At 58.0% G+C, this 19,658-nt stretch carries 15 protein-coding genes; 7 read left to right on the top strand and 8 right to left on the bottom strand.

Features of this window, described 5'->3' with window-relative positions; translation table 11 throughout:
• Window positions 1-56 precede the first annotated feature (56 nt).
• The 6 genes from RBB76_RS12515 (at window position 57) to RBB76_RS12490 (ending at window position 7,091) form a co-directional block, all read left to right on the top strand.
• Window positions 57-773 carry a hypothetical protein gene (locus RBB76_RS12515; protein WP_429631662.1) on the top strand — a complete coding sequence of 239 codons (717 nt, stop codon included), beginning with the start codon at window positions 57-59 and terminating at the stop codon, window positions 771-773.
• Complete coding sequence (rlmD, locus tag RBB76_RS12510; protein ID WP_429631664.1) at window positions 770-2,062, top strand: 23S rRNA (uracil(1939)-C(5))-methyltransferase RlmD; 1,293 nt, start codon at window positions 770-772, stop codon at window positions 2,060-2,062. The genes RBB76_RS12515 and rlmD overlap by 4 nt, the downstream gene beginning before the upstream one ends.
• 53 nt (window positions 2,063-2,115) lie before the next feature.
• Window positions 2,116-4,926 (top strand): ComEC/Rec2 family competence protein, encoded by a 2,811-nt coding sequence (locus tag RBB76_RS12505; protein ID WP_429631666.1) that lies wholly within the window; start codon window positions 2,116-2,118, stop codon window positions 4,924-4,926.
• Between the two features lie 26 nt (window positions 4,927-4,952).
• Window positions 4,953-5,228 (top strand): hypothetical protein, encoded by a 276-nt coding sequence (locus RBB76_RS12500; RefSeq protein WP_429631668.1) that lies wholly within the window; start codon window positions 4,953-4,955, stop codon window positions 5,226-5,228.
• 75 nt (window positions 5,229-5,303) lie between these two features.
• Window positions 5,304-5,807: a GNAT family N-acetyltransferase gene (locus RBB76_RS12495; protein ID WP_429631670.1), complete on the top strand. Its 504-nt coding sequence runs from the start codon at window positions 5,304-5,306 to the stop codon at window positions 5,805-5,807.
• 93 nt (window positions 5,808-5,900) lie between these two features.
• Window positions 5,901-7,091: a glycoside hydrolase family 27 protein gene (locus tag RBB76_RS12490; protein WP_429631672.1), complete on the top strand. Its 1,191-nt coding sequence runs from the start codon at window positions 5,901-5,903 to the stop codon at window positions 7,089-7,091.
• Window positions 7,092-7,172: 81 nt separating this feature from the next.
• Here the strand turns inward: RBB76_RS12490 and RBB76_RS12485 are convergent, their stop codons facing one another.
• The 4 genes from RBB76_RS12485 to RBB76_RS12470 all read right to left on the bottom strand — a co-directional run bounded on the left by RBB76_RS12485 (window position 7,173) and on the right by RBB76_RS12470 (window position 14,038).
• Window positions 7,173-9,140, bottom strand: a complete 1,968-nt coding sequence (locus RBB76_RS12485) for an MBG domain-containing protein (protein ID WP_429631674.1) — start codon at window positions 9,138-9,140, stop codon at window positions 7,173-7,175.
• A gap of 31 nt (window positions 9,141-9,171) precedes the next feature.
• Complete coding sequence (gene xrtJ / locus RBB76_RS12480; RefSeq protein WP_429631676.1) at window positions 9,172-10,830, bottom strand: exosortase J; 1,659 nt, start codon at window positions 10,828-10,830, stop codon at window positions 9,172-9,174.
• Window positions 10,831-10,889: 59 nt separating this feature from the next.
• Window positions 10,890-11,081 (bottom strand): PExPT-CTERM protein, encoded by a 192-nt coding sequence (locus RBB76_RS12475; protein WP_429631678.1) that lies wholly within the window; start codon window positions 11,079-11,081, stop codon window positions 10,890-10,892.
• Window positions 11,082-11,338: 257 nt separating this feature from the next.
• Window positions 11,339-14,038 carry a M1 family metallopeptidase gene (locus RBB76_RS12470; protein WP_429631680.1) on the bottom strand — a complete coding sequence of 900 codons (2,700 nt, stop codon included), beginning with the start codon at window positions 14,036-14,038 and terminating at the stop codon, window positions 11,339-11,341.
• A gap of 429 nt (window positions 14,039-14,467) precedes the next feature.
• Between RBB76_RS12470 and RBB76_RS12465 the strand changes: the two genes are divergently transcribed.
• On the top strand, window positions 14,468-14,701 hold the full coding sequence (locus RBB76_RS12465; protein ID WP_429631682.1) for an anthrone oxygenase family protein: 234 nt from the start codon (window positions 14,468-14,470) through the stop codon (window positions 14,699-14,701).
• A 43-nt stretch (window positions 14,702-14,744) separates the two neighbouring features.
• On the opposite strand, the gene RBB76_RS12460 is transcribed toward RBB76_RS12465, so the two are convergent.
• The 4 genes from RBB76_RS12460 to zwf all read right to left on the bottom strand — a co-directional run bounded on the left by RBB76_RS12460 (window position 14,745) and on the right by zwf (window position 19,524).
• Window positions 14,745-15,566 (bottom strand): methyltransferase domain-containing protein, encoded by an 822-nt coding sequence (locus tag RBB76_RS12460; RefSeq protein ID WP_429631684.1) that lies wholly within the window; start codon window positions 15,564-15,566, stop codon window positions 14,745-14,747.
• A 394-nt stretch (window positions 15,567-15,960) separates the two neighbouring features.
• On the bottom strand, window positions 15,961-17,007 hold the full coding sequence (gene glk, locus RBB76_RS12455) for a glucokinase (protein WP_429631686.1): 1,047 nt from the start codon (window positions 17,005-17,007) through the stop codon (window positions 15,961-15,963).
• The gene (gene pgl / locus RBB76_RS12450; RefSeq protein WP_429631688.1) at window positions 17,008-17,805 is read right to left on the bottom strand and encodes a 6-phosphogluconolactonase; all 798 of its coding nucleotides are present in this window, start codon (window positions 17,803-17,805) and stop codon (window positions 17,008-17,010) included.
• 171 nt (window positions 17,806-17,976) lie between these two features.
• Entirely contained in the window at window positions 17,977-19,524 is a 1,548-nt protein-coding gene (zwf, locus tag RBB76_RS12445) for a glucose-6-phosphate dehydrogenase (RefSeq protein WP_429631690.1), read from the bottom strand.
• Window positions 19,525-19,658: the final 134 nt, after the last annotated feature.

The following is a 19,658-nucleotide window of genomic DNA, read 5'->3' as shown; positions in this document are numbered from 1 at the left end:
CGGAGCAACACGTTTCGGCACGCTCGCCTCTACTGGCTTAAGCTGTAGAAGAGCCCATGCAGAACTACTTCAATTACTTCACAGAGATCGAGGAGCGTTTTCAGCAACGTCGCGGCTCCCTGCTGATGCTCTCGACGCTCGACTGGGCGCTGATCGAGACATGGCGCGAAGCCAACATCCCACTGGAAGCAGTGCTGCGCGGAATCGACAACGCCTTCGACAAGCATGATGCCAAAGCCCTGCGCACGACGAGCAGAACCCGCAAAGTGAACGGCCTGGCATGGTGCGCACAGAGCGTCATGGAAGCAGTGGAACAGGCGATGGAAGCCTCCATCGGCGCTGCTCCCAATCACGCAACCGAAGCAGCAGAGAGCGGCTTTGAAACCGAACGCGTGGCACTCTATCTGGAAGGCAACGCTGCCGCCATCGAATCGGTGAAGCTCAATTCACTAGCTGACTCAACTGCCGCTGAAGTCGCCGTCCGCCTACGAGCACTCGCGCTCGGCCTCCGCGCTGAACCAAACCATTCACTCGAAGAGCTTGACCGAACCCTCAGCGTGCTCGAAGAGAAAATGTTCGCCGCTTTGATGACCTCGACGCCAGAGCAAGAGCTGGTGACATTGCGCGAACAGGCAACTCGCGAACTCGCACCCTACCGCGGCAAGATGCAGGCCGTCCAGATCAAACAAGTGCAACAGCAGTTTCTTCAGAAGCGGTTGCTGGAAGCCTGCAAACTACCCCGCCTCAGCCTCTTTTATATGAGCCACGGATGAAGTTACAAATTGCAAAATCAGTCTACGGTGGCGCAGGCCTGGCTCATGAACCCGGCGGCAAAACCGTCTTAGTGCCATTTACGCTGCCGGGCGAAATGATCGAAGCGCAGCTTCTTGAACATAAAAAAAAGTCCGATGAAGCTTCCTTGCTGCAGGTAATGTCTGCGTCCAAAGACCGCGTCAAACCAGCTTGTTCTCACTTCGGAGAATGCGGCGGATGCCAGTATCAGCACGCCGAATATCCCACGCAGATGAAGATAAAGTCATCCATCTTGCAGGAGACGCTTGAACGCGCCGGATTGATAGCTCTTCCGAATATCGAGAGTCACCTCGGCCCACAATGGGGTTACAGAAACCGCATGCGCTTGCGTATCGAAGAACTGGACGACATTCCGAGAGTAGGCTACAACCGTCGAGGCACCAATGAGTTTCTAGCCATTCACGAGTGCCCTATTGCGGCTCCAATCCTTTGGCGCGCCGCACAAAGCCTTTTGCAGGTAGCGGCGCAAACTCCGTCCGCCGCACGCTGGCTAAGCAACGCTGTCGAGGCGGAGTTCTTCACAACCGGCGACGAAAAGAAACTGCAGATGACCATCTACGTCCGAAAGGATCAACCGGGACTCGCTGCATTCTGCGAACACTTGAAACAGGTGATACCGGAGCTCGCAGGTGCTGGCACGTCTCTTATTAAACTTACAGGCCCTCAGCGCCAGGTGCAGAAGCCGCGCCCACTGGAGAGTTGGGGCGCAACCGGGCTAAGTTATCGCGCCGCTGACGAAGACTACTGGATAAGCCGCGGCGGCTTCTTCCAGGTTAACCGCTTCCTCATCGACGAACTTGTTCGGATCGTCACAGAAGATCGCAACGGCCAACTCGCGTGGGACCTCTACGCCGGCGTGGGACTATTCTCTCGCGCCCTAGCAAAGAAATTCCGACAGGTAGTAGCGGTCGAAACCGCTGGAATCGACTTGATCAACTCCTTCAAGGGACCAGGCAAGCACGCCGTAGAGGCGACGACTGTCGACTTTCTGCGTCACGCAGTCATCCAACGCGAACGCCCCCAGTTGATCATCATGGACCCGCCACGAGCCGGTGTCGGAGCTGATGTTTGCTCGTTCCTGACGCGGATTGCGGCCCCGGAAATTGTCTACGTCTCCTGCGACCCAGTGACCTTGGCTCGCGACTTGAAGATGCTGGTCGACGCTGGCTACAAGCTGCAAGAAGTCCATCTCGTGGATCTGTTTCCTCAGACGTTTCATCTGGAAACGGTAGTAGTTTTGCGCAAATAAACATCGCCGTGTTGTGTTGAAATGGTTAGTAAGTGCGGTCCGCAGGCAGAGCTTTGACGACCGGAAGAACGAACGAGCCGAACCCCTATCTTTGGCCGAAGGCGGTCGCACGTGTTCCCGCACTCGAGTTCCGCCGCGCTCCTCTTCTAACCGCAGTCTGCTGGTTCGCACTCGGCGAGGTGTTGGCGCGCAATCACGCTCCAACCGTCATTCTTCTCCTCGCCATGTCCTTGCTGTGCGCGTTAGCCTTTGCCGGTCTGCGATGGTCTCTTCGCATCGCAATCCTCCCACTGGCAGCACTGTGGATGGCACTTGGCCTCTTCTGCGTGGAGCTGCAGCCAGTTCCTCCAACGCAACATACTCTGAAGTCCTATGCAGATGGGCTAAGCAGGCAGGTTCAAGGCCGCGTCGTGCGAATCCGCGAGCTGGCTCCGCAACACCAAGATCCCGATCACGATAAAGAGCACGGATGGTGGGCCGAGAAAGAGGAGGCCGAGGAAGCCGCAACGGTCGGGGCACTCTCCGTCGATATTCAGGTCGATTCCGTCGAAGAGGTCACGCCCGACGTTGCATGGATGGCCCCCGTCCGAGGCGGTGTCCGCGTGAATATTGTCGCTGACAAACCCGCAGCACAAAGCCTCGCTCCAAGTTTCCCGTCCGCTCTTCCAACACTCAAGTGCGGTGACCTCGTACAGGCTCCCATGCGACTGAAAGTCGCCGAGTACTACCGCGATCCCGGAGCGTGGCAGTACGCCGACTATCTTCTCGCGCAAGGCATAGGCGCTCATGCCAGTGTGCGGGCCTCGAAGGTCTCGGTCCTCAAAGACTCTGCCTTCGCTCCCTCTCTGCAGTCTGACCGAGCAGCACAGTGGCAGTGCCGAATCTTCGCGGCGCAAAGCTGGGCTTCCGGGCGCGTTCTCGGCTACATTCACTCGAAGGCAAATCGTGGACTCCCTATGATCCTCCGGCTCAGCGATGACGACGGCGGAATGCTGAATGCTATGTTGTTCGGCGACCGCGCAGGCCTGAACAAAACTCAGCGGGTGGGATTTGAGCGCACCGGATCCTTCCATCTTTTTGTCGTCTCAGGGATGCACGTCGGTCTGCTTGCCGGTCTTGTTTTCTGGCTGGCCAGCAGACTGAAGCTGCGCGATTTGTTCGCAACGCTCCTCACCATCGTCCTCACCTTCGGATACGCGCTGCTCACAGGCTTCGGCGCACCGGTTCAGCGCGCTCTCTTCATGACAACCGTCTTCCTCTTGGCGCGTCTGCTGACGCGAGACCGCAACGTACTGAACGCCCTGGGCGCCGCAGCAATGGCTGTCTTGGTGCTCTCTCCAAGCGCATTGTTTGAAGCAAGTTTTCAGATGACGTTCCTCGCAATAGTTGCCATCGGCGGCATCGCGATTCCACTAGGAGAACGCAGCTTCCTGCCCTACGCCCGTGCTGCGGAGCACCTTTGGGATCGCTGGCACGATGCCGCCCTTCCACCTCGCGTGGCACAGTTTCGTCTTATGCTCCGACTATGGAGCGAAGCCATCGCCAACGTCCTAGGCCACTGGGCCAGAGGTTTGCCCTCAGCAATCGTCCGCGGCAATCTATGGGCGCTGGAGCTATCGCTGATTGGCTTAGTCGCGGAGATGGTCATGGTGCTGCCGATGGCAGTCTACTTCCACCGCGCCACGATGTTTGCGGTTCCCACAAATATGTTGAGCGTGCCGTTGGTAGCGATTCTCGCTCCCACGGCAGTCGTCACCTTTTGTGCCTCTCTCGTCAGCCCTTGGATCGCGCTGCTTCCTGGCGCGATAACCGCTCTGCTGCTTCACGGAGTCACCGGGGTGATCGGCCATATCAGTGCGGTTCACGCAGCCGATCTGCGCGTACCGGGGCCAGTGTGGTGGGTCGCCGCAATAGCAGTAGCCGCGTGGGCTTTTTGCTGCTGGGCGGTACGGCAATCGCGCGCCTGGGCGTGGGCTGCGGTCATTATGCTGCCATGTGTCGCAGCGATCGTCCTCTGGCCGGAGCACGCAATCGTATCGCGTGGCATGATGGAGGTGACAGCAATCGATGTCGGCCAGGGCGACTCCATCTTCATCGCAGCACCCGACGGTGCGACCATGCTGATCGATGCCGGCGGACCCGTCGGCGGAGTCACCGAAGCAGCAGAAGCAACCAGCCGCTTCGACGTCGGCGAAGAAGTCGTCTCGCCGTATCTCTGGTCACGCAGATTTCGCCGGCTCGATGTCGTCGCGTTAAGTCACGCCCACAGCGACCACATGGGCGGGATGCCTGCAGTCCTCCGCAACTTCCGCCCACGCGAACTTTGGGTCAGCATCGACCCGAACTCTGACGCCTACCGTTCGCTTCTGAGCGAAGCAAAAGATCTCGGCATTACAGTTCGCCACTTTTACGCCGGCACCCAGATCGCTTGGGGCGGAACGCAGATCACGATGCTCGCCCCCGAGACCGGTTACGTCAATCCGCGGGATCCGGTCAACAACGATTCGCTGGTGATGCGAATGCAGTACGGCGACGCCTCTGTTCTGTTAGAGGGCGACGCCGAAGCTCCCAGCGAACGCGAGATGCTCGCGCACGGAAGAATCGCACCGGTCACTCTTCTGAAGGTCGGCCACCACGGCAGCCGGACCTCAACAACCCAGGAGTTTTTCAATGCCGCCGCCCCCAAAGACGCAGTCGTATCGGTCGGCAAGGGGAACACATTTGGTCACCCCCGCTACGAAGTGATCGAACGAATTGCGGAAGCTCGGGCTAAGCTGTATCGAACGGATGAGTTCGGCCTGACCACATTTCTGCTGGGACGGGGTGGAGAAATCCGGGAGCTTGTCGATGCGTCTAATCCATGAGTAGTTGACTTGATCGGGAGGTTTCGATGGAGTTGAATGGGCCAAATGTTGAACCTGTTGTAATCAGTGCTGAAGAGCGGGCAGAAGAACAGAAGCTGATCCGCAGAATGCAGATGATGATGAACATGGTGATGCAGGTAATCGCGCAGGACGGGTCTCTTACAGTCGATGAAGCAGCCCAGATGATCGCGGACACCAGAAAAGCCGCCCTGGCCATGTTCCCCGGAAAAGAGTTAGCCTACGACCTCATCTGGCGCCCGCGCTTCCAACGACTCATGCGCGAGCGCTTTCGAATCATGTAGCTTCATCGCCCAGCGCCTCTCATCGCCACTAGGCGCTCGCTTCGCCGCTCCTGATACGCTGGGAAGACGATGCAGATGCGGCTGGCAACAAAAGATGATCTCCCATCGCTGATGGCCCTCGTCCGGCGTGTCGTTCCGCTGATGCGTGCGACAGGAAATCTGCAATGGGACGAAACTTACCCAAACGAAGCCGTCTTTCAACGCGATATCGATCTAAACCAATTATGGGTCGCTATGGTGGACGGTAACATCGCCGGCGTCGCTGCCGTGACGACCGACCAGGACCCCGACTACACCCAGGTGGGATGGAACATCGAAGAGCCTGCGATCGTAGTGCATCGGCTCGCGGTCGATCCCGCCTTTCGTGGCCAGGGAGCAGCTGGCGCCTTGATGCAAAAAGCGGAAGAGGTCGCAGTCGAGCGCGACATCACCGTCCTCCGCGTCGATACCAACACGCAGAACGAAGCAACTCAGCGGCTCTTTCCGAAGCTCGGCTACATTCTCGCTGGAGAGATCAGCCTGGAGTTCAGGCCAGGGCTGCGCTTTCTCTGCTATGAAAAGCGATTACTTCCGAAGTGATTCGTTCTGCACCGCGATTCCCTCTACACAGCAGTTAGAATGTCGTGGAGCCAGCAGAATGAATCTTGCTGTTCCCAAGAGGAGTAAATGGCAATGCGCCAAGTTCGTTTCGTTTTGACTATGTGTGTGGCAATCATCGCAGTCGCTATGATGCCGTCCTCAGGGCGAGCCCTGGATAACGGTCTGGCAAAGACGCCGCCCATGGGATGGAACAGCTGGAACAAGTTCGGCTGCAAAGGGCTCAACGAAAAAGTAGTACGCGAGACCGCAGACACAATGGTTAGCAGCGGCATGAAGGATGCGGGCTATCAGTTCGTCATACTCGACGACTGCTGGCAGACAGGCCGCGACGCGAACGGCAACATCGTCGCCGACGCGGAGCGCTTCCCCTCCGGCATCAAGGCGCTCGCCGACTACGTCCACTCAAAGGGTTTGAAGTTCGGCATCTACACCGATGCCGGTACTATGACCTGCGCCAAGCGTCTTGGAAGCATCGGCCACGAATACCAGGACGCAAAGCAATACGCGAACTGGGGCGTCGACTACCTCAAAGAAGATTGGTGCAACACCCTGCCCGGACAGAATAGCGAATCCTCCTACACCCTGATGCGCAACGCGCTCGCCGAGTCCGGACGACCCATCGTCTTCAGCATCTGCGAGTGGGGATCGACCAAACCCTGGCTATGGGCCGGACCGGTTGGCAATCTCTGGCGCGCAACCGGAGACATTCAGGACTGCTGGGACTGCAAAAAAGACTGGGGCGGCAATGGCGTCACGCAGATCATCGATCAAATGAATGGACTTGAGGCCTACGCAGGACCAGGCCATTGGAACGATCCAGACATGCTCGAGGTCGGCAACGGCGGCATGACCAAAGAAGAGTCTCGCGCGCACTTCAGCATGTGGGCTCTCTTCTCTGCGCCTTTGCTCGCAGGCAACGACATCTCCAACATGACCGCCGACACCAGGGAGATCCTTCTCAACAAAGAAGTCATCGCGATCGACCAGGACCCACTCGGCCAGCAGGGACGCAGAGTGAAAAAGACAGGCGACCAGGAGATCTGGTCCAAACAGCTGGAGAATGGCAGCCGCGCCGTCGTGCTTCTCAACCGCGGCCCCGCGCCGACGAAGATCGCCGTCTCATGGACCGACATCGGTTATCCCGACAGCCTGCCTGCATCGGTTCGAAACCTGTGGACAGCAAGCGATCTCGGTAGGCAAACCGGAACCTACTCCGCCGACGTTCCCAGCCACGGCGCAGTCATGCTCACGATCAAGCCCTAGCATCGAACAATCAAAGAATAAGAGCTACCGCCTCCATCGTCGGCAGGCGGTAGCTCAACTTCGCAACACGGAAACCTCAAGCTAAGGCGTCTGCGGCGGCCCCAGCACAGGAGTCTTCACTGGAGTCGCCACCCCAACAATCTCCGTAAGCGTGTTGTTGTTGAAGTCACTCACCCAAAGATTTCCGCTGGCGTCCACCACAATCGCATACGCCTCCGTGAACCCCGCGTCTGACGCATATCCCGCTGTCGGCGACAGGATTGTGCCAGGCGAGATAGGCGAGGCAGCAGCCGAACCCGCCAACTCGGTAATTGCATGGCTGTGTAGATTCGCAACCCACACATTGCCCGATCCATCGATCGCGATCCCCTGCGGAGCAAGTATGCTGGCCTTGTTATCGCTATAGCCGCTCGAGACAACAGTTCCATCGTTGGCAAGCTCAGTGATGCTGTTTCCTGTCTGATTCGCGATCCACACATAACCGCGTTGATCGACCGCGATACCGTCCGGCCCATTGCCGCTTGCGAAGCTGGCTATCTGGCTCCCATCGGCGGAAACCTTGCTGACCGTATCGATGCCAAAGTTAGCGATCCAACCATCATGGTTGGCATCAATCGCAACCGCAAGCGGAAAGCTGAACTGCAGCGACTGATATCCGCTCGTTCCAGATAGCGGCTGACCTGCGCTCGAGAGCAAAGTAACCCGCGAGTTCCCGTAATCGGGTATCCACACCGTCCCGTTCGTATCAATCGCAACGGCCGTCGGATAGCTGATCCCGCCATTGCTGAATCCCGTCGCACCCGAGAGCACCTGTCCAGTCGAACTCAGCTCTGTCACACTTCCAAAATCGTTATTGACGCTTGGACTGCCTCCATCTGGCACCCAGATATTCCCCTGCGGATCAACGGCAAGCGCATCCGATTTGAGTAGCCCGCCGCCTGTAATACCGCTCGGAAACATCGGGGTTCCAATCGTCGAAAACTCTGCCACAGGCCCCGAATACGAAGACACCCAGATGTTTCCCGTAGCGTCCACGCCAACTCCCGATGGATTGTTCTTATCGATGCCTCCACCGTGATAGTTGATAGACAGTGTCCAGTCTGCCGGAGCTTTGGAGGGCACCGGCGTAAAGGGTGGCGCACCACTCGGCGGCAGTTGCGCAAACAGCGTAGCAACGTTGCTTCCCGGATTGCGCACAAGGTTAAGCACCGCATCCAGCGTATTGTCCGGAGCCGCGCCCCCATTCGGAGTTGTCGCAGAAAAGAGCGCATCGCAAGCTGAGGCCGTAGCCGTGCAGTTGTTGAGCAGATCGGCAACGGCGTTAACCTTCGCGGCCGGAGAGGTGCCGGTCGTGGGAAAAGTTGCACCAGGCGAAGCTCCAGTCGTAAGGTTCGCGAGATTCGCAACCGTTGCCACCGCATTCGCCAAACCCTGCGCATTCGTCGCACTAGCCCCAACATTGCCTCCAGTGCCGAAGAACTGGGCAAGCCCCCACGCCGTAGCGGCAGTCGTCACCTCGTTGATGACGAACTGAGAATCCGCAGCAATCTGGTTGCAGGCACCTAGCGCGCTGGCCAGCGTGATCGCCGGATTCGCGACGGCGCTCTCTACCTCCCCCCCTCGAACGACAACATAGATCTGTGAGGCGGCAGTTGGACAGGAATATCCCGCATCCACCGTAAAAGCTCCAGTCGAATCACTGGTGAGTGTGCTTGAAAGCAAAGCCGTCGCGGCTGAGCCGTTCCCTGTGGTTCCGGCAGCGTAGAGCTGGACAGTTGCTCCAACAATCGGCTGAGAGCCCGCCAATGCTTTGCCAGAAAAACTCACACCGGGATTGCTGACAGGCGGTGGCGTAACGGGAGGCGGCGTTACAGGGGGTGGGGTTACAGGAGGCGGCGTAACGGGAGGTGGCGTAACGGGAGGTGGCGTAACGGGAGGTGGAGTTGAAGTTGAGGTTGTGCCGCTACCGCATCCGGCAAGCGAACAAGCCAGCGCTCCAGCCATCATCGCTTTGAAGAGTCCCTGAGAATTGCGCAGAAGTATTTTCACTGAAGGGCCAAGAGTTCCATAGTCGTTGCGGTTACTGACGGTAAGGCTTTGTAAGACCGCCCAGATCGGCGAAGGCAAGGAACGAGCGAAGAGCTGTCGTCATCTGCTGGCGCGCCAACTCCGCCGGCAGCGTCGTATCGATCGTCTCCACCTTCAGCAGAACCGGAATCGGGCGTTGTGCATCCTGCGATAACAACGACCGAGAGGTCGGCTTGCTATAGACGAAGCCAAAGTGGGTGCGGTCGCTCGAATATTCTCCACACGAGCCGCTGTTGCAGAGTGTCGTCGCTTCGAGATACTGGGTAGCGCCGTCGTTGAATAACGATCCCGAAAAACCGATCGAGCCTCCGGCGGTAGGTATCGTTAGCTGGTCCCTCCAGATCGGATCCTCCCCACGCGCGGAGTGGCAGATCAACGTATCGTGAGACCCCATCACCGGAGACACACCAACCGACACATGAGGTCCGCCATCCGCAGGTGCGTACTCGGCCCAATGGTAGATGAGCGGACCCGCAACCAAATTCTCATTCCAGGTACGCGCCAGAGTATAGCTTCCAATTCGCTCCGGAAACTGTCCGAGAGCGCTATCGTCGACCTTCCTCTGCGCAGCTGCCGCGCCACTATGGGTCTGCACGTATGCCCGCGCGACTCCGTAACAACTGAACAACGTCAGCACAAGCATTCCGACGAAGCGAGGATAGAAGGAAGTCCCTCGAAATGTACCAGCTGAGGAGACCGAACTCATCGCGGGAGGCTTGATCTGACCCGGAGATTCGCTCAGGCGGCGCACAACGTAGAACAGCAACATCGTCGCCACCAGAAACAGGCACGCTCCGATGACATAGTCACCCATCTCAGCCTTGCTCTGCAGCGAGTGAAAGTGCAACGCCACCAAATAATACAAGACCAGAGTGCAGAGGCGTGCGAAGTTGAAGACGTAACCCAGCAGTACGGCTCCAGCAACGACCGCCGCATGCGCGTACCAGCGGAAGCGATAGACATATCCCGCGATCAACGCAATAAACCCCATCGTCACCGCGCCGCGAATCCCGTTGCATCCCGGAGCGATAAACATCCCGAACTCCGGCGTGAACATCAGCCGCAGCTGGTCCGGGCTCAAAGGCTGTCCCAGCGCAATCGCGAACGCGCGAGCCACATGCGCCGAGGCGCGCTGCAACGGCAGATCCACCAGCACATTGAAGATGTGAGGAATCGGGTTAACAAACCACAGAAGGACCAGGGGAAATAGCGCCGCTCGAAACAGGCGCGTCCCACCAAACAGCAAAACCACCCCCGCGCCGTACGCAAAGGCCACCAGCGAATGAGGAGGAATGTAAATCGACCACTTCGGAGAGAAGACGAACACCAGAATCGCCTGATCCCGGATATGAACGACGGCCGCCGTGACCACCAGAATGACCAGGCCCCACCAGCTCCCCTCCATCTCCCAGCCCAGCGAACGCCAAGCCCGCAAAACCAGCACGAAGCTGACAAGCGGGATAAACATTCCAATCGACTTCAGAGCGTCCATGGTCCACAAGGTCCATAGAGCGCCTACGGTTGAAAAGATCGTGGACAGGCCCAGGATCGCGACCAGTGCCGCAAGTCCCGCGGCCCGGGATGCGCTCAGCCCCTCCGCTCCAGCCGATCGGAGTGGGCTGACTTCAGCGGTAGCGGGTAACGTTGACATACAGATCTTGATCCAGGCAGCGCACCGGGGGAGTTAGGTGGCAAATCCCAGTGAAAATGCTACTTGGAAGAGTTGCGACGAGCCTTGATGCGAGCACGTACCGAAACGAAAAATGCACCTGCGGAGCCTACAACTGCAAGAATTGCAGTCGGATTCTCGGGGGAGTTCACGCATCCGTCCTGACCATACAGCGGGAGGGCGACGGACGAGACGAGGGCGATGCCGGCGAGTACGAACCAGGTTTTCTTCATTTGTGTCCTCAAATGGGAAGGTACCGTTACGAAAGTTGAAAGTCAACGCAGAATCCTGCTCCATTCATAACACTTTTGGGTACTCTTAATAATTTAATTCCCTGTCTACAAACTCCCGCCGCGAGCCTCCGTACCGAAGACCACGTCCCTGCAACATCAGACCTCCCATGGACTTGCCCCGTACCTCTCCTCTCATTGACCCCGAGGCCTATATATGCCGACTTTACTTAGACTTAAGTTGTACAGACGGCCTTCATTCACTTTGCCTGAACCTGCAACCATGCACGCAGCTTCGGCTGCTGAACCGCCCGGAATTCAATGCAGTCGTTAATACTGTCAACTGCCTTTGCAAGAGTTCTCTCCGCAGCCGCAACTTTATGCTTGGCGAAGAAATCAATGACCTCGTCCCTCTGTTTGACCGTGCAGAAAGATCCCGTAGCCTCCACCACCTCGGCCCCGGACGAGACAGTAAACTGAGCCCGCACTTGTTCCCAGTTCTTCCGGACATAGTCCCAGGCCTGGTCGCGGGTCTCGCGGTTCCGCATCAGCGTCGTCAGCATGGTCCCGCTGTCCTGGTTTCGAACCTCTCCCGAAGCAATCAGGTCAAGCGTTCGCTTCACCAACGCCGGATCGCGAAACTGCGCCAAAAGCCGCAGCGCGTCAGTCTGGAGCGCCGGATCGCTGAAGTTTCTGCTCACCGCCAGCACCTTGTCGTAGAGCGCCGTATCGCCATAGGCCGCGCTCACCTGCACAGCCGCATCCGCCAGCGCGGAATCCAGCGTCTTATCCCTCTCACTGCCGGCTGCAAACACGCGTGCCGTCAGTATCTGCGCCTCGGCCAAAACGGCGGGGTCGCGCGCCTCCCCCAACAACTCGAACAGCGTGCCGCGAAGCTGCTGCCGATCATAGGGCTCCTTCTTCGCCGGGCCTCCAAGCGCGTTAGACACGGGCCCAAACTGCCGCCTGAACACCGCAGCCAGCTCAGCACGGTCCTCGTCCGTCGCGATATCCGAGTCAATCTTCTGAATCTCCTGATGTGCCGTATCGATCACAGCCTCACTAGGATCCTGCTTCAACCTCAACACCAGATCCAGATAATCTCCCACCGCAACCCGACCCGATCGCACCAGCGCCCACCGATCACCCAACAGCCCAATCCGCTCCGGCGGCGGCAGCGAGCTCTCCGCCCTCGCCGCAATCGCCTCGAACTGCGCCGGCGTATAAACCGTGCGGTAGTAGCCCTTCGCTCCAGCATTCGCGTAGAAGAAAGGCAGTCCCTCAGCCTCAAGCATCTGGGGATGGGAGGGTGAAGCATCCGGCGTCATCGCTCGACAGACAGGTTGTCCCTCCGTCTTCACGCAGATTGGAACATTCCACTCCGGCTCGCGACTACCCATCGGCCGACGCATCTCCGAAATCGAGGAGAAGAATCGGCTTCCCGTCACCGGAAACCCACCCGCCTCCCGAGCGCCAAACACCAGCAGCGGCACACCCGGCTGCGTTACAAAACTCGACATGATCTTATCCACCGGCAGGTGCGAGTTCGCCGTCTGCGCATTCCAGAAATCTTCCGCCGTCGCATTCGCATACAGATGCGCCTTTAGATAGCTCTGCACGCCCTGCCGAAACACCTCCGCCCCCAGATAGTTCTCCACCATCCCGATCACCGCACCCGCCTTGCCATACGAGATTCCATCGAACATCTCATTGATCTCATCCGGCGTATCGGCCGTCGCGCGAATCGCTCTCGTCGTCTTCTGCGCATCAAGATCCAGCGTATCGTTCAGCGCCTGCGCATCGTCCTCGGCAAAGTTCCACTCCGGGTGCCACGTGGCCGCTGCCTTGGTCTCCATCCAGCTCGCGAAGCCTTCATTCAGCCACAGATTGTCCCACCACTGCATCGTCACCATATCGCCGAACCACTGGTGCGCCGTCTCATGCGCCACCACCGTCGCAACGCGCTTCTTCTCCCCAATCGTCCCGATCTTCGGTTCCACCAGCAGATCAGTCTCGCGATACGTAATACAACCGAAGTTCTCCATCGCGCCTGCTTCAAAGTCCGGCAGCGCAATCATATCCAGCTTCGGCATCGGATATTTAATCCCAAAGTAAGTGTCGTAGTAATGCAGAACGTACTTCGCCGACTCCAGCGCAAACTTCGTCAGCCCCACCTTATCCGGAGTCGAGCACACACGAATCGGCACTCCATCCGACTTGCCCTCCGTGCACTTGAAGTCGCCCACCAGAAACGCCACCAGGTAGCTCGACATCTTCGGCGTCGTCGCAAATCGAAGCGTATGTTTCCCCGCCACTGGCCCCGATTTATCCGAGATAATATTCGCGTTCGAGATCGCCGTATCCCCGCTATCGACGACCATCGTAATGTCGTACGTAGCCTTCAGCGCAGGCTCGTCGAAGCTCGGAAACGCTCGCCGCGCATCGGTAGGCTCAAACTGTGTCACTGCGTAGTTACGCACCTTCGTCTTCGAAAGATAGAACCCGCGCAGCTTATCGTTCAGCACGCCTGTGTAACGAATCTCGAGTGTCACCCTCCCCGCAGGCAATTCCTCCGGAAACTTAAATGTCGCCTGCTCCTTCTCGCCGTCAAGCGTCGTCACTGCAATCTGCGGATGCCGATCCGCCTCCATCGGGGTCAACGGCTTAGGCTGCGACCACAACTTGCCATACGAGTACGCAGCGACCGGCAAAGCATAAGCCTTCACCTCGCCAAATCTGATCTCCGCAGCGTTCAACGTAATGCTTTTGCTCGGCACATCCAGCACCACGTCGATCGTCTCTTCGCCGCTAAAAGTCGCAGCCTTCAGATCCGGCGTAATCGTAAGGCCATAGTGTTCGGGGCGAACACCCAAAGGCAGCCGCTGGCCCTGCACTCCAACTGTTGCGAAGAGAAAAAGAACAAAGGCAGGAAAGGCAAAAGCAGTGTTACGAACGAACATGAAAAAAGGCCCTCGAAACCAAGTACATCTCACGAAAATTTAAAATCAAAACTTGAAATCCAGGAGCCTCGTTGCGCGCTAGCCTCTGTCTCACCTCCAATGCTATGCTCGGCACCAGCCAGGGAGCGTAAATAAAATGCAAGTTCATACCTTTCGAGGACCAGGACGGGTCTTCAGCATTACGCAGAATGCGACCGAAGCTGTAGTCGGATGCTGATCGAAGTTCTTGGCTTCGTTAATTTGCTTTGCGCGGGCCTCCTGGCGGGCGAGGAGTTCGTGGTCCGTTACGGAATTCGCGGCCAGTCGCCAGCATCGATCCACAACCGCAAATCCAGTTGCGCCACGCGCTGATTCGCAGATTGCGTGTCCTTGTGCCTGCCATCTTTGGCGTGGCGCTGATCTCCGGAATTGCAGTGACTACTGGAGCGCTTGCACCCCGGTCTGGTCTTCCGTTGCGCGGGATTGTTCGCGCTCCTTGTGTTTATCTCGATCACGCTTGGCGGCACTGTGCCGATAAATCAAGCCGCCCTAACATGGAACGCCGCAGAGCCGCCTGAGGGCTGGCAAGCGATGATCAACAGATGGGAACGGCTCGACACCGCGCGGACTTGGGCCGCGATTGCAGCGTTCCTTTTCTTCCTCGCAGCTGCGGCGCTACGTTGAACGCAAGCCTGAATTTAAGCTGAGACACTACCCAGAAATCGACTTACTTGACCCGCCCCACGCAAAGCCGCGCAGGACGGTGTTCCCTGATCGAGACGGCCTCCTCGGCAATCTCCGCAGCAGCGCACAGCCCCCGCCAATCCTCGACCACAAAGCTCCGCCGGATCGACACTGGCCCATCGTTCTTCACGAAAGGATGCCAGTCGGTCAAACGCGCCCACAGCCGGAAGAGATGGTACGGAATTGGCTTGCGATGAAGATCGTCGATGAACCAGCCGCAACGCGCCGTCTGCTCCATCCAGCGCAGAAACAGCACAATCTGCGAGTTGGTCAGGTGATGTGTCAGCAGCGAGCAGATGACCACATCGATCGGCCCCTTCGTATGATCGGCCAGCGCGTCCCCAACCAGCCACTCAATCTGCTGGCTCGACGGAGTCGCCTCCCGCGCCGCCCGAATCGCATCCGGATTAAGATCGATGCCCGTAAGCCTCACCGCAACTCCACGCCTCGCCGCCCATCGATCGATCTTCCGCAGCGTGTCTCCATAGCCGCAGCCAACATCCACAATGCGCAATGGAGCTGACGAAACAGGTCTCCCTGCCACCAGCTCTTCAAGCCAGCCAAGTGTGGGCCGCTGCGCGAAGGTCAGCTGGTTTACCCGCGCAATATCGTGCAAACACTCGCGAAGCTCCTCGTACGAGCACGGCAGATCCATCAGTTCAATCAGATTTGCACGTTGTGAGAAGTCAAGGCCATCCGCAAACGCAGGCGAGGAAGACGAGAGGGGAGTTGAAAGAACCTCGGAGGATGCATCGAGGAGGTCTTGCGACGAGATTTCGGGGGAGGAAAGTGAAGTGGTAGGCAAAATGGTCCGCAATCAATGTAAGTATAACGGCTGGAGATAAAGCGCCCTTAGGGAAACGCGGTCCAAAATGAGGAGCAGAACCCTGACAACTCTGGAAGCGGGCTCTCTGCTCTGACTCGATCCTCGTCGCGAAGGAAGCATCCTTCAGAAATTTTCATCCCTCAAATAGTTTGTCAAGCCCCAAAGAGCGAAAGTCCCTTCTCTACCAACAACATCGGCATAGCATACCAGGCCCCGAGAGGGGTCTTTTCGAGCTTAAGGGTCTATCTCCTTTGATTGGAGGAATTTAGCGATAACCCATTTGGAATTAATATTTTACAGGAGGAACAGACGTCAAACCGTTCAAAACAAGGTAGTTAGCCATCCCCCCGGGTGGGTACCCCCAACCGGGCTCTCAGGAGGATTGAAGTGAAGCAGCGCGCTCCGAGTAGCCAGAGTTCTCCGATGCCCGTGCCTCCGCATAGGCTGCCGCTCCCAGCAGCGCGCAGGTGTCGTCGAGAATCACGCGAACCGGGACTGATTCAACCAGAGGCGACAGCCGCCCCTTGTCGATAAAGGCCTGGGTAAACGTGCCGTTCTTCAGCGTCTTCAGGATCTTCGGAGCGATGCCCCCGCCAAGGTACATCCCACCGGTCGCCAGCACCTGCAACGCCATGTTGCCAGCCTCCGCGCCGTATGCCCCGGTGAAGACCTTCATCGTCTCGAAGCACAGCGAGCTCGAACCGTCCTCGGCGCACTGGCCGATGACCGCATTCGGGTCTTCGCACAGCATCCGGTCGTGCAGCCACCCCGGTTCGCTAATCTTCTCGACGTCGCGCAGGAACGCATAGATATTTTTGATTCCGAGGCCGGAGACAACCCGCTCCCAGCTCACCCGTCCTTTGAGCGTATTGCGCAGGTACTCGAGCAGCGCAATCTCGCGATTGCTCCGTGCCGCAAAGTCAGAGTGACCACCCTCGGAAGGAATCGGACGATGCTTCGTCCCGTCCCAGATCAGCAGCGCCTGACCAAGACCGGTGCCAGCTGCCATCAGGCCCGCGTGCCCGGTGGCCTCCGGGTCGCCATCGTGCAGCGTAAAGATGCTCTCCGGCGCAAGCTCGGGAATTCCGTATCCGTTCGCTTCAAGGTCGTTGATGAGAGAGATATGAGGAATCGAAAGAGACTTCACCAGATCGCGCGTATCCAGGATCCACGGCAGGTTCGTCAGCTTCAGGCGCCCATCGCGAACCGGCCCCGGGCATCCAAAGCAAGCCGCAAGGATATCTTTGCCTTGAGTTGCATTGGTTCCATCGCCAGCGAGAAACTTGAGAACCACCTCGTCCAGACTTCCAAACTCGTGTGCCGGAAACTTCTGGTCGCGGATCGGGTGCAGTCGCCCATTGGCGAAGTCGTACAGTGCAAGGTGAACCTTCGTTCCGCCAACATCACCAGCAAGAATCATCTATTTGAGCTCCAAGGTACCGGTCGAACCGGAATTCGGCGGTGCTGGCAGCTTAGCCGCTGCGGCCGCGTCGAGCAAGAGGGTCAGTTGTCCGCTCGCGGGTCGAATCAGCTGCGACGGGTGGACCTCCGGCTGATATGGACCCAGAAAAACATCGTGCAGCACCTGCGATTTGCCCGCACCTTCAATCAGAAACGCCACCTCCCTGCCCTGGTTGATCACAGGCCAGGTCAGCGTAATGCGCCAGGTGTCCTTCTGCGGAACGTGATTGGGAACTACGATGTGGCTCATCTCGTTCAACGCCTCGGTGTGGGGGAAGAGCGAGGCCGTATGCCCATCATCGCCCATACCAAGCAACACCAGGTCGAAGGTAGGGGTCTCCGCACCTTCAAGCTTGAACGAATTGCGAATCGTCGACTCGTAACGCGCCGCCGCGACCTCAGGAGCAAGCTCGCCCTCCATTCTATGGATGCGCTCTGCCACCAGCGGAACCTTCGAGAGCATCGCCTCCTTGGTCATGCGGTAGTTCGACTCTGCGTTGTCAGGCGGCACGCAGCGCTCGTCGACCCAGTAGAGCTCGAGCTTGTCCCACGGGACCTGCTTCAAAAACGGCTCAGCGGGATCCGCCAGCTGGCCGAACATCGTCTTGGGCGTCGTACCGCCGGAGATGGCAATGCGAGCCAGACCACGCGCCGCAGCGGCCTTCACCGCGGCATCCGTAAACAGCTGTGCTCCGGCGCGAGCCGTGGCCGCCGGTGTTGGCGATACTCGATAGGTGACCGAAACAGGACGGGGCATAGAGATCTCGCAAGATGAAATGAAAGTTCGAACAACCCTTGAAACGGATGAACTCCGGAACAAGTTTCACACGTTCCGGAGCCCAACCGAACATTTGATGCCTAACTGCTGAAACCGGCGCCTCTTCAGAATCAGCGATCCGATCTGCAGTGGCGCCATCTTGCTAAAGTTCTACAGCGGCTGCCACTTCCGGTCATCCTTCGCCAAAAGTTCGTCCGCGCAATCCGGCCCCTCGGAGCCCGCTGCGTAGTTTGGAAAGTGCTTGCCTTCAACCTTGGCCCACGCCTCGAGGATCGGCGTAAACAGCGCCCAGGTTGCCTCAACGCCATCGCGATGCGCAAACAAGGTTGCATCGCCAAGCATCGCATCGAGCAGCAACCGCTCATAGCCATTCGCCGACGACTTGCCGAACGCATCCGCATAGCTGAACGCCATGTTCACCTGCGCCAGATTCGTCGTCGGCCCAGGAACCTTCGCGCCAAACTGCAGCGAGATTCCCTCGTCCGGCTGAATCCGCATCTTGATAATGTTCGGCTCGACGTTGTCTCCGGTGCTATTGGACTTGAACAGATGCAGCGGCGGCTGTTTGAAGACAATCGTGACTTCTGTCACGCGCTTCGCCAGCCTCTTTCCAGCGCGAAGATAGAACGGAACCCCGGCCCAGCGCCAGTTTTCGATCTCAACCCGAATCGCCGCAAAGGTCTCGGTGCTCGAGGTCGGAGAGACACGATCTTCCTGCCGATAACCAACAACATCCTTACCATCCACCTTGCCCGGACCATACTGTCCACGCACCGTGTTGTTGACGGGAATCCCCTCAATCGCACGCCACACCTTCAACTTTTCGGTACGCACCGCCCCGGCCTCGAACGAATCCGGCGGTTCCATCGCCACAAACGAAAGAACCTCCATCACATGGTTCTGCAGCACATCGCGAACAGCACCGGCCTTCTCATAAAACGGCCCGCGCCCTTCGATACCGATCGACTCAGCGGCCGTAATCTCAACGTGGTCGATGTAGTTCCGATTCCAGACCGGCTCAAAGATCCCATTACCAAAACGGAAGACGAGAATATTCTGAACAGTCTCCTTGCCAAGATAGTGATCGATACGAAAGATCTGATCTTCGGCCAGCACATCGTTGATCTCATCGTTCAGCTTGCGCGCCGACTCAAGATCAGTGCCAAACGGCTTCTCTATGATCACGCGCACCCAGTGCTTATCCCCCGCTTCCGGCTTGGCCATGCCATGCTTGCCCAAGCGGCGAGTGATATCCGCAAAGAACTCCGGCGCCACCGCAAGATAAAACAACCGATTGCCCTTGGTGTTGAACTTCCCATCAAGCTCAGCCAAATGTGCCTTCAGCTTGTCAAAGCCTGCATCATCATCAAACTCCGTCGCAAAGTAAGACACGCGATCCATAAACGGCTTCAGCTTCGGATCGTTCTCCTCAACTCCACCGCCCTTCATAATTCCGTCCTTCATATCAGGACCAAACGTAACGCTCAGGTCGCGCCGCGCCACACCGACCACCGCAAAATCCTTCGGCAAAAGCCCAGACTGATCCAGGTGATAAAGCGCAGGCAGAAGCTTGCGTTTCGTAAGATCGCCCGAGGCGCCGAAGATAACAACAATGCACGGCTCTGGTATGCGCTCACCCTTCTTGGTGGCATCTGCCGCCGCTGCCGATACGCCAACTGGTACTGTGCTCGTGCTCATAATCTGCTCCTTGCAAAACCTTCCATGCTGTGCCCAGATAAACCGCCAGGCGATGAAGTTCAAAGTACGCGCCGGATCCGCCCTGCGCACGTCGCTAGACTAAGACTTCTTCACTAGTTCCATCTATCTTCCTT

Origin of the sequence: Tunturiibacter psychrotolerans, from assembly GCF_051013365.1 — a bacterium.
GTDB classification, from domain to species: domain Bacteria; phylum Acidobacteriota; class Terriglobia; order Terriglobales; family Acidobacteriaceae; genus Edaphobacter; species Edaphobacter psychrotolerans_A.
This window is presented reverse-complemented; position numbering and strand designations above follow the sequence as displayed.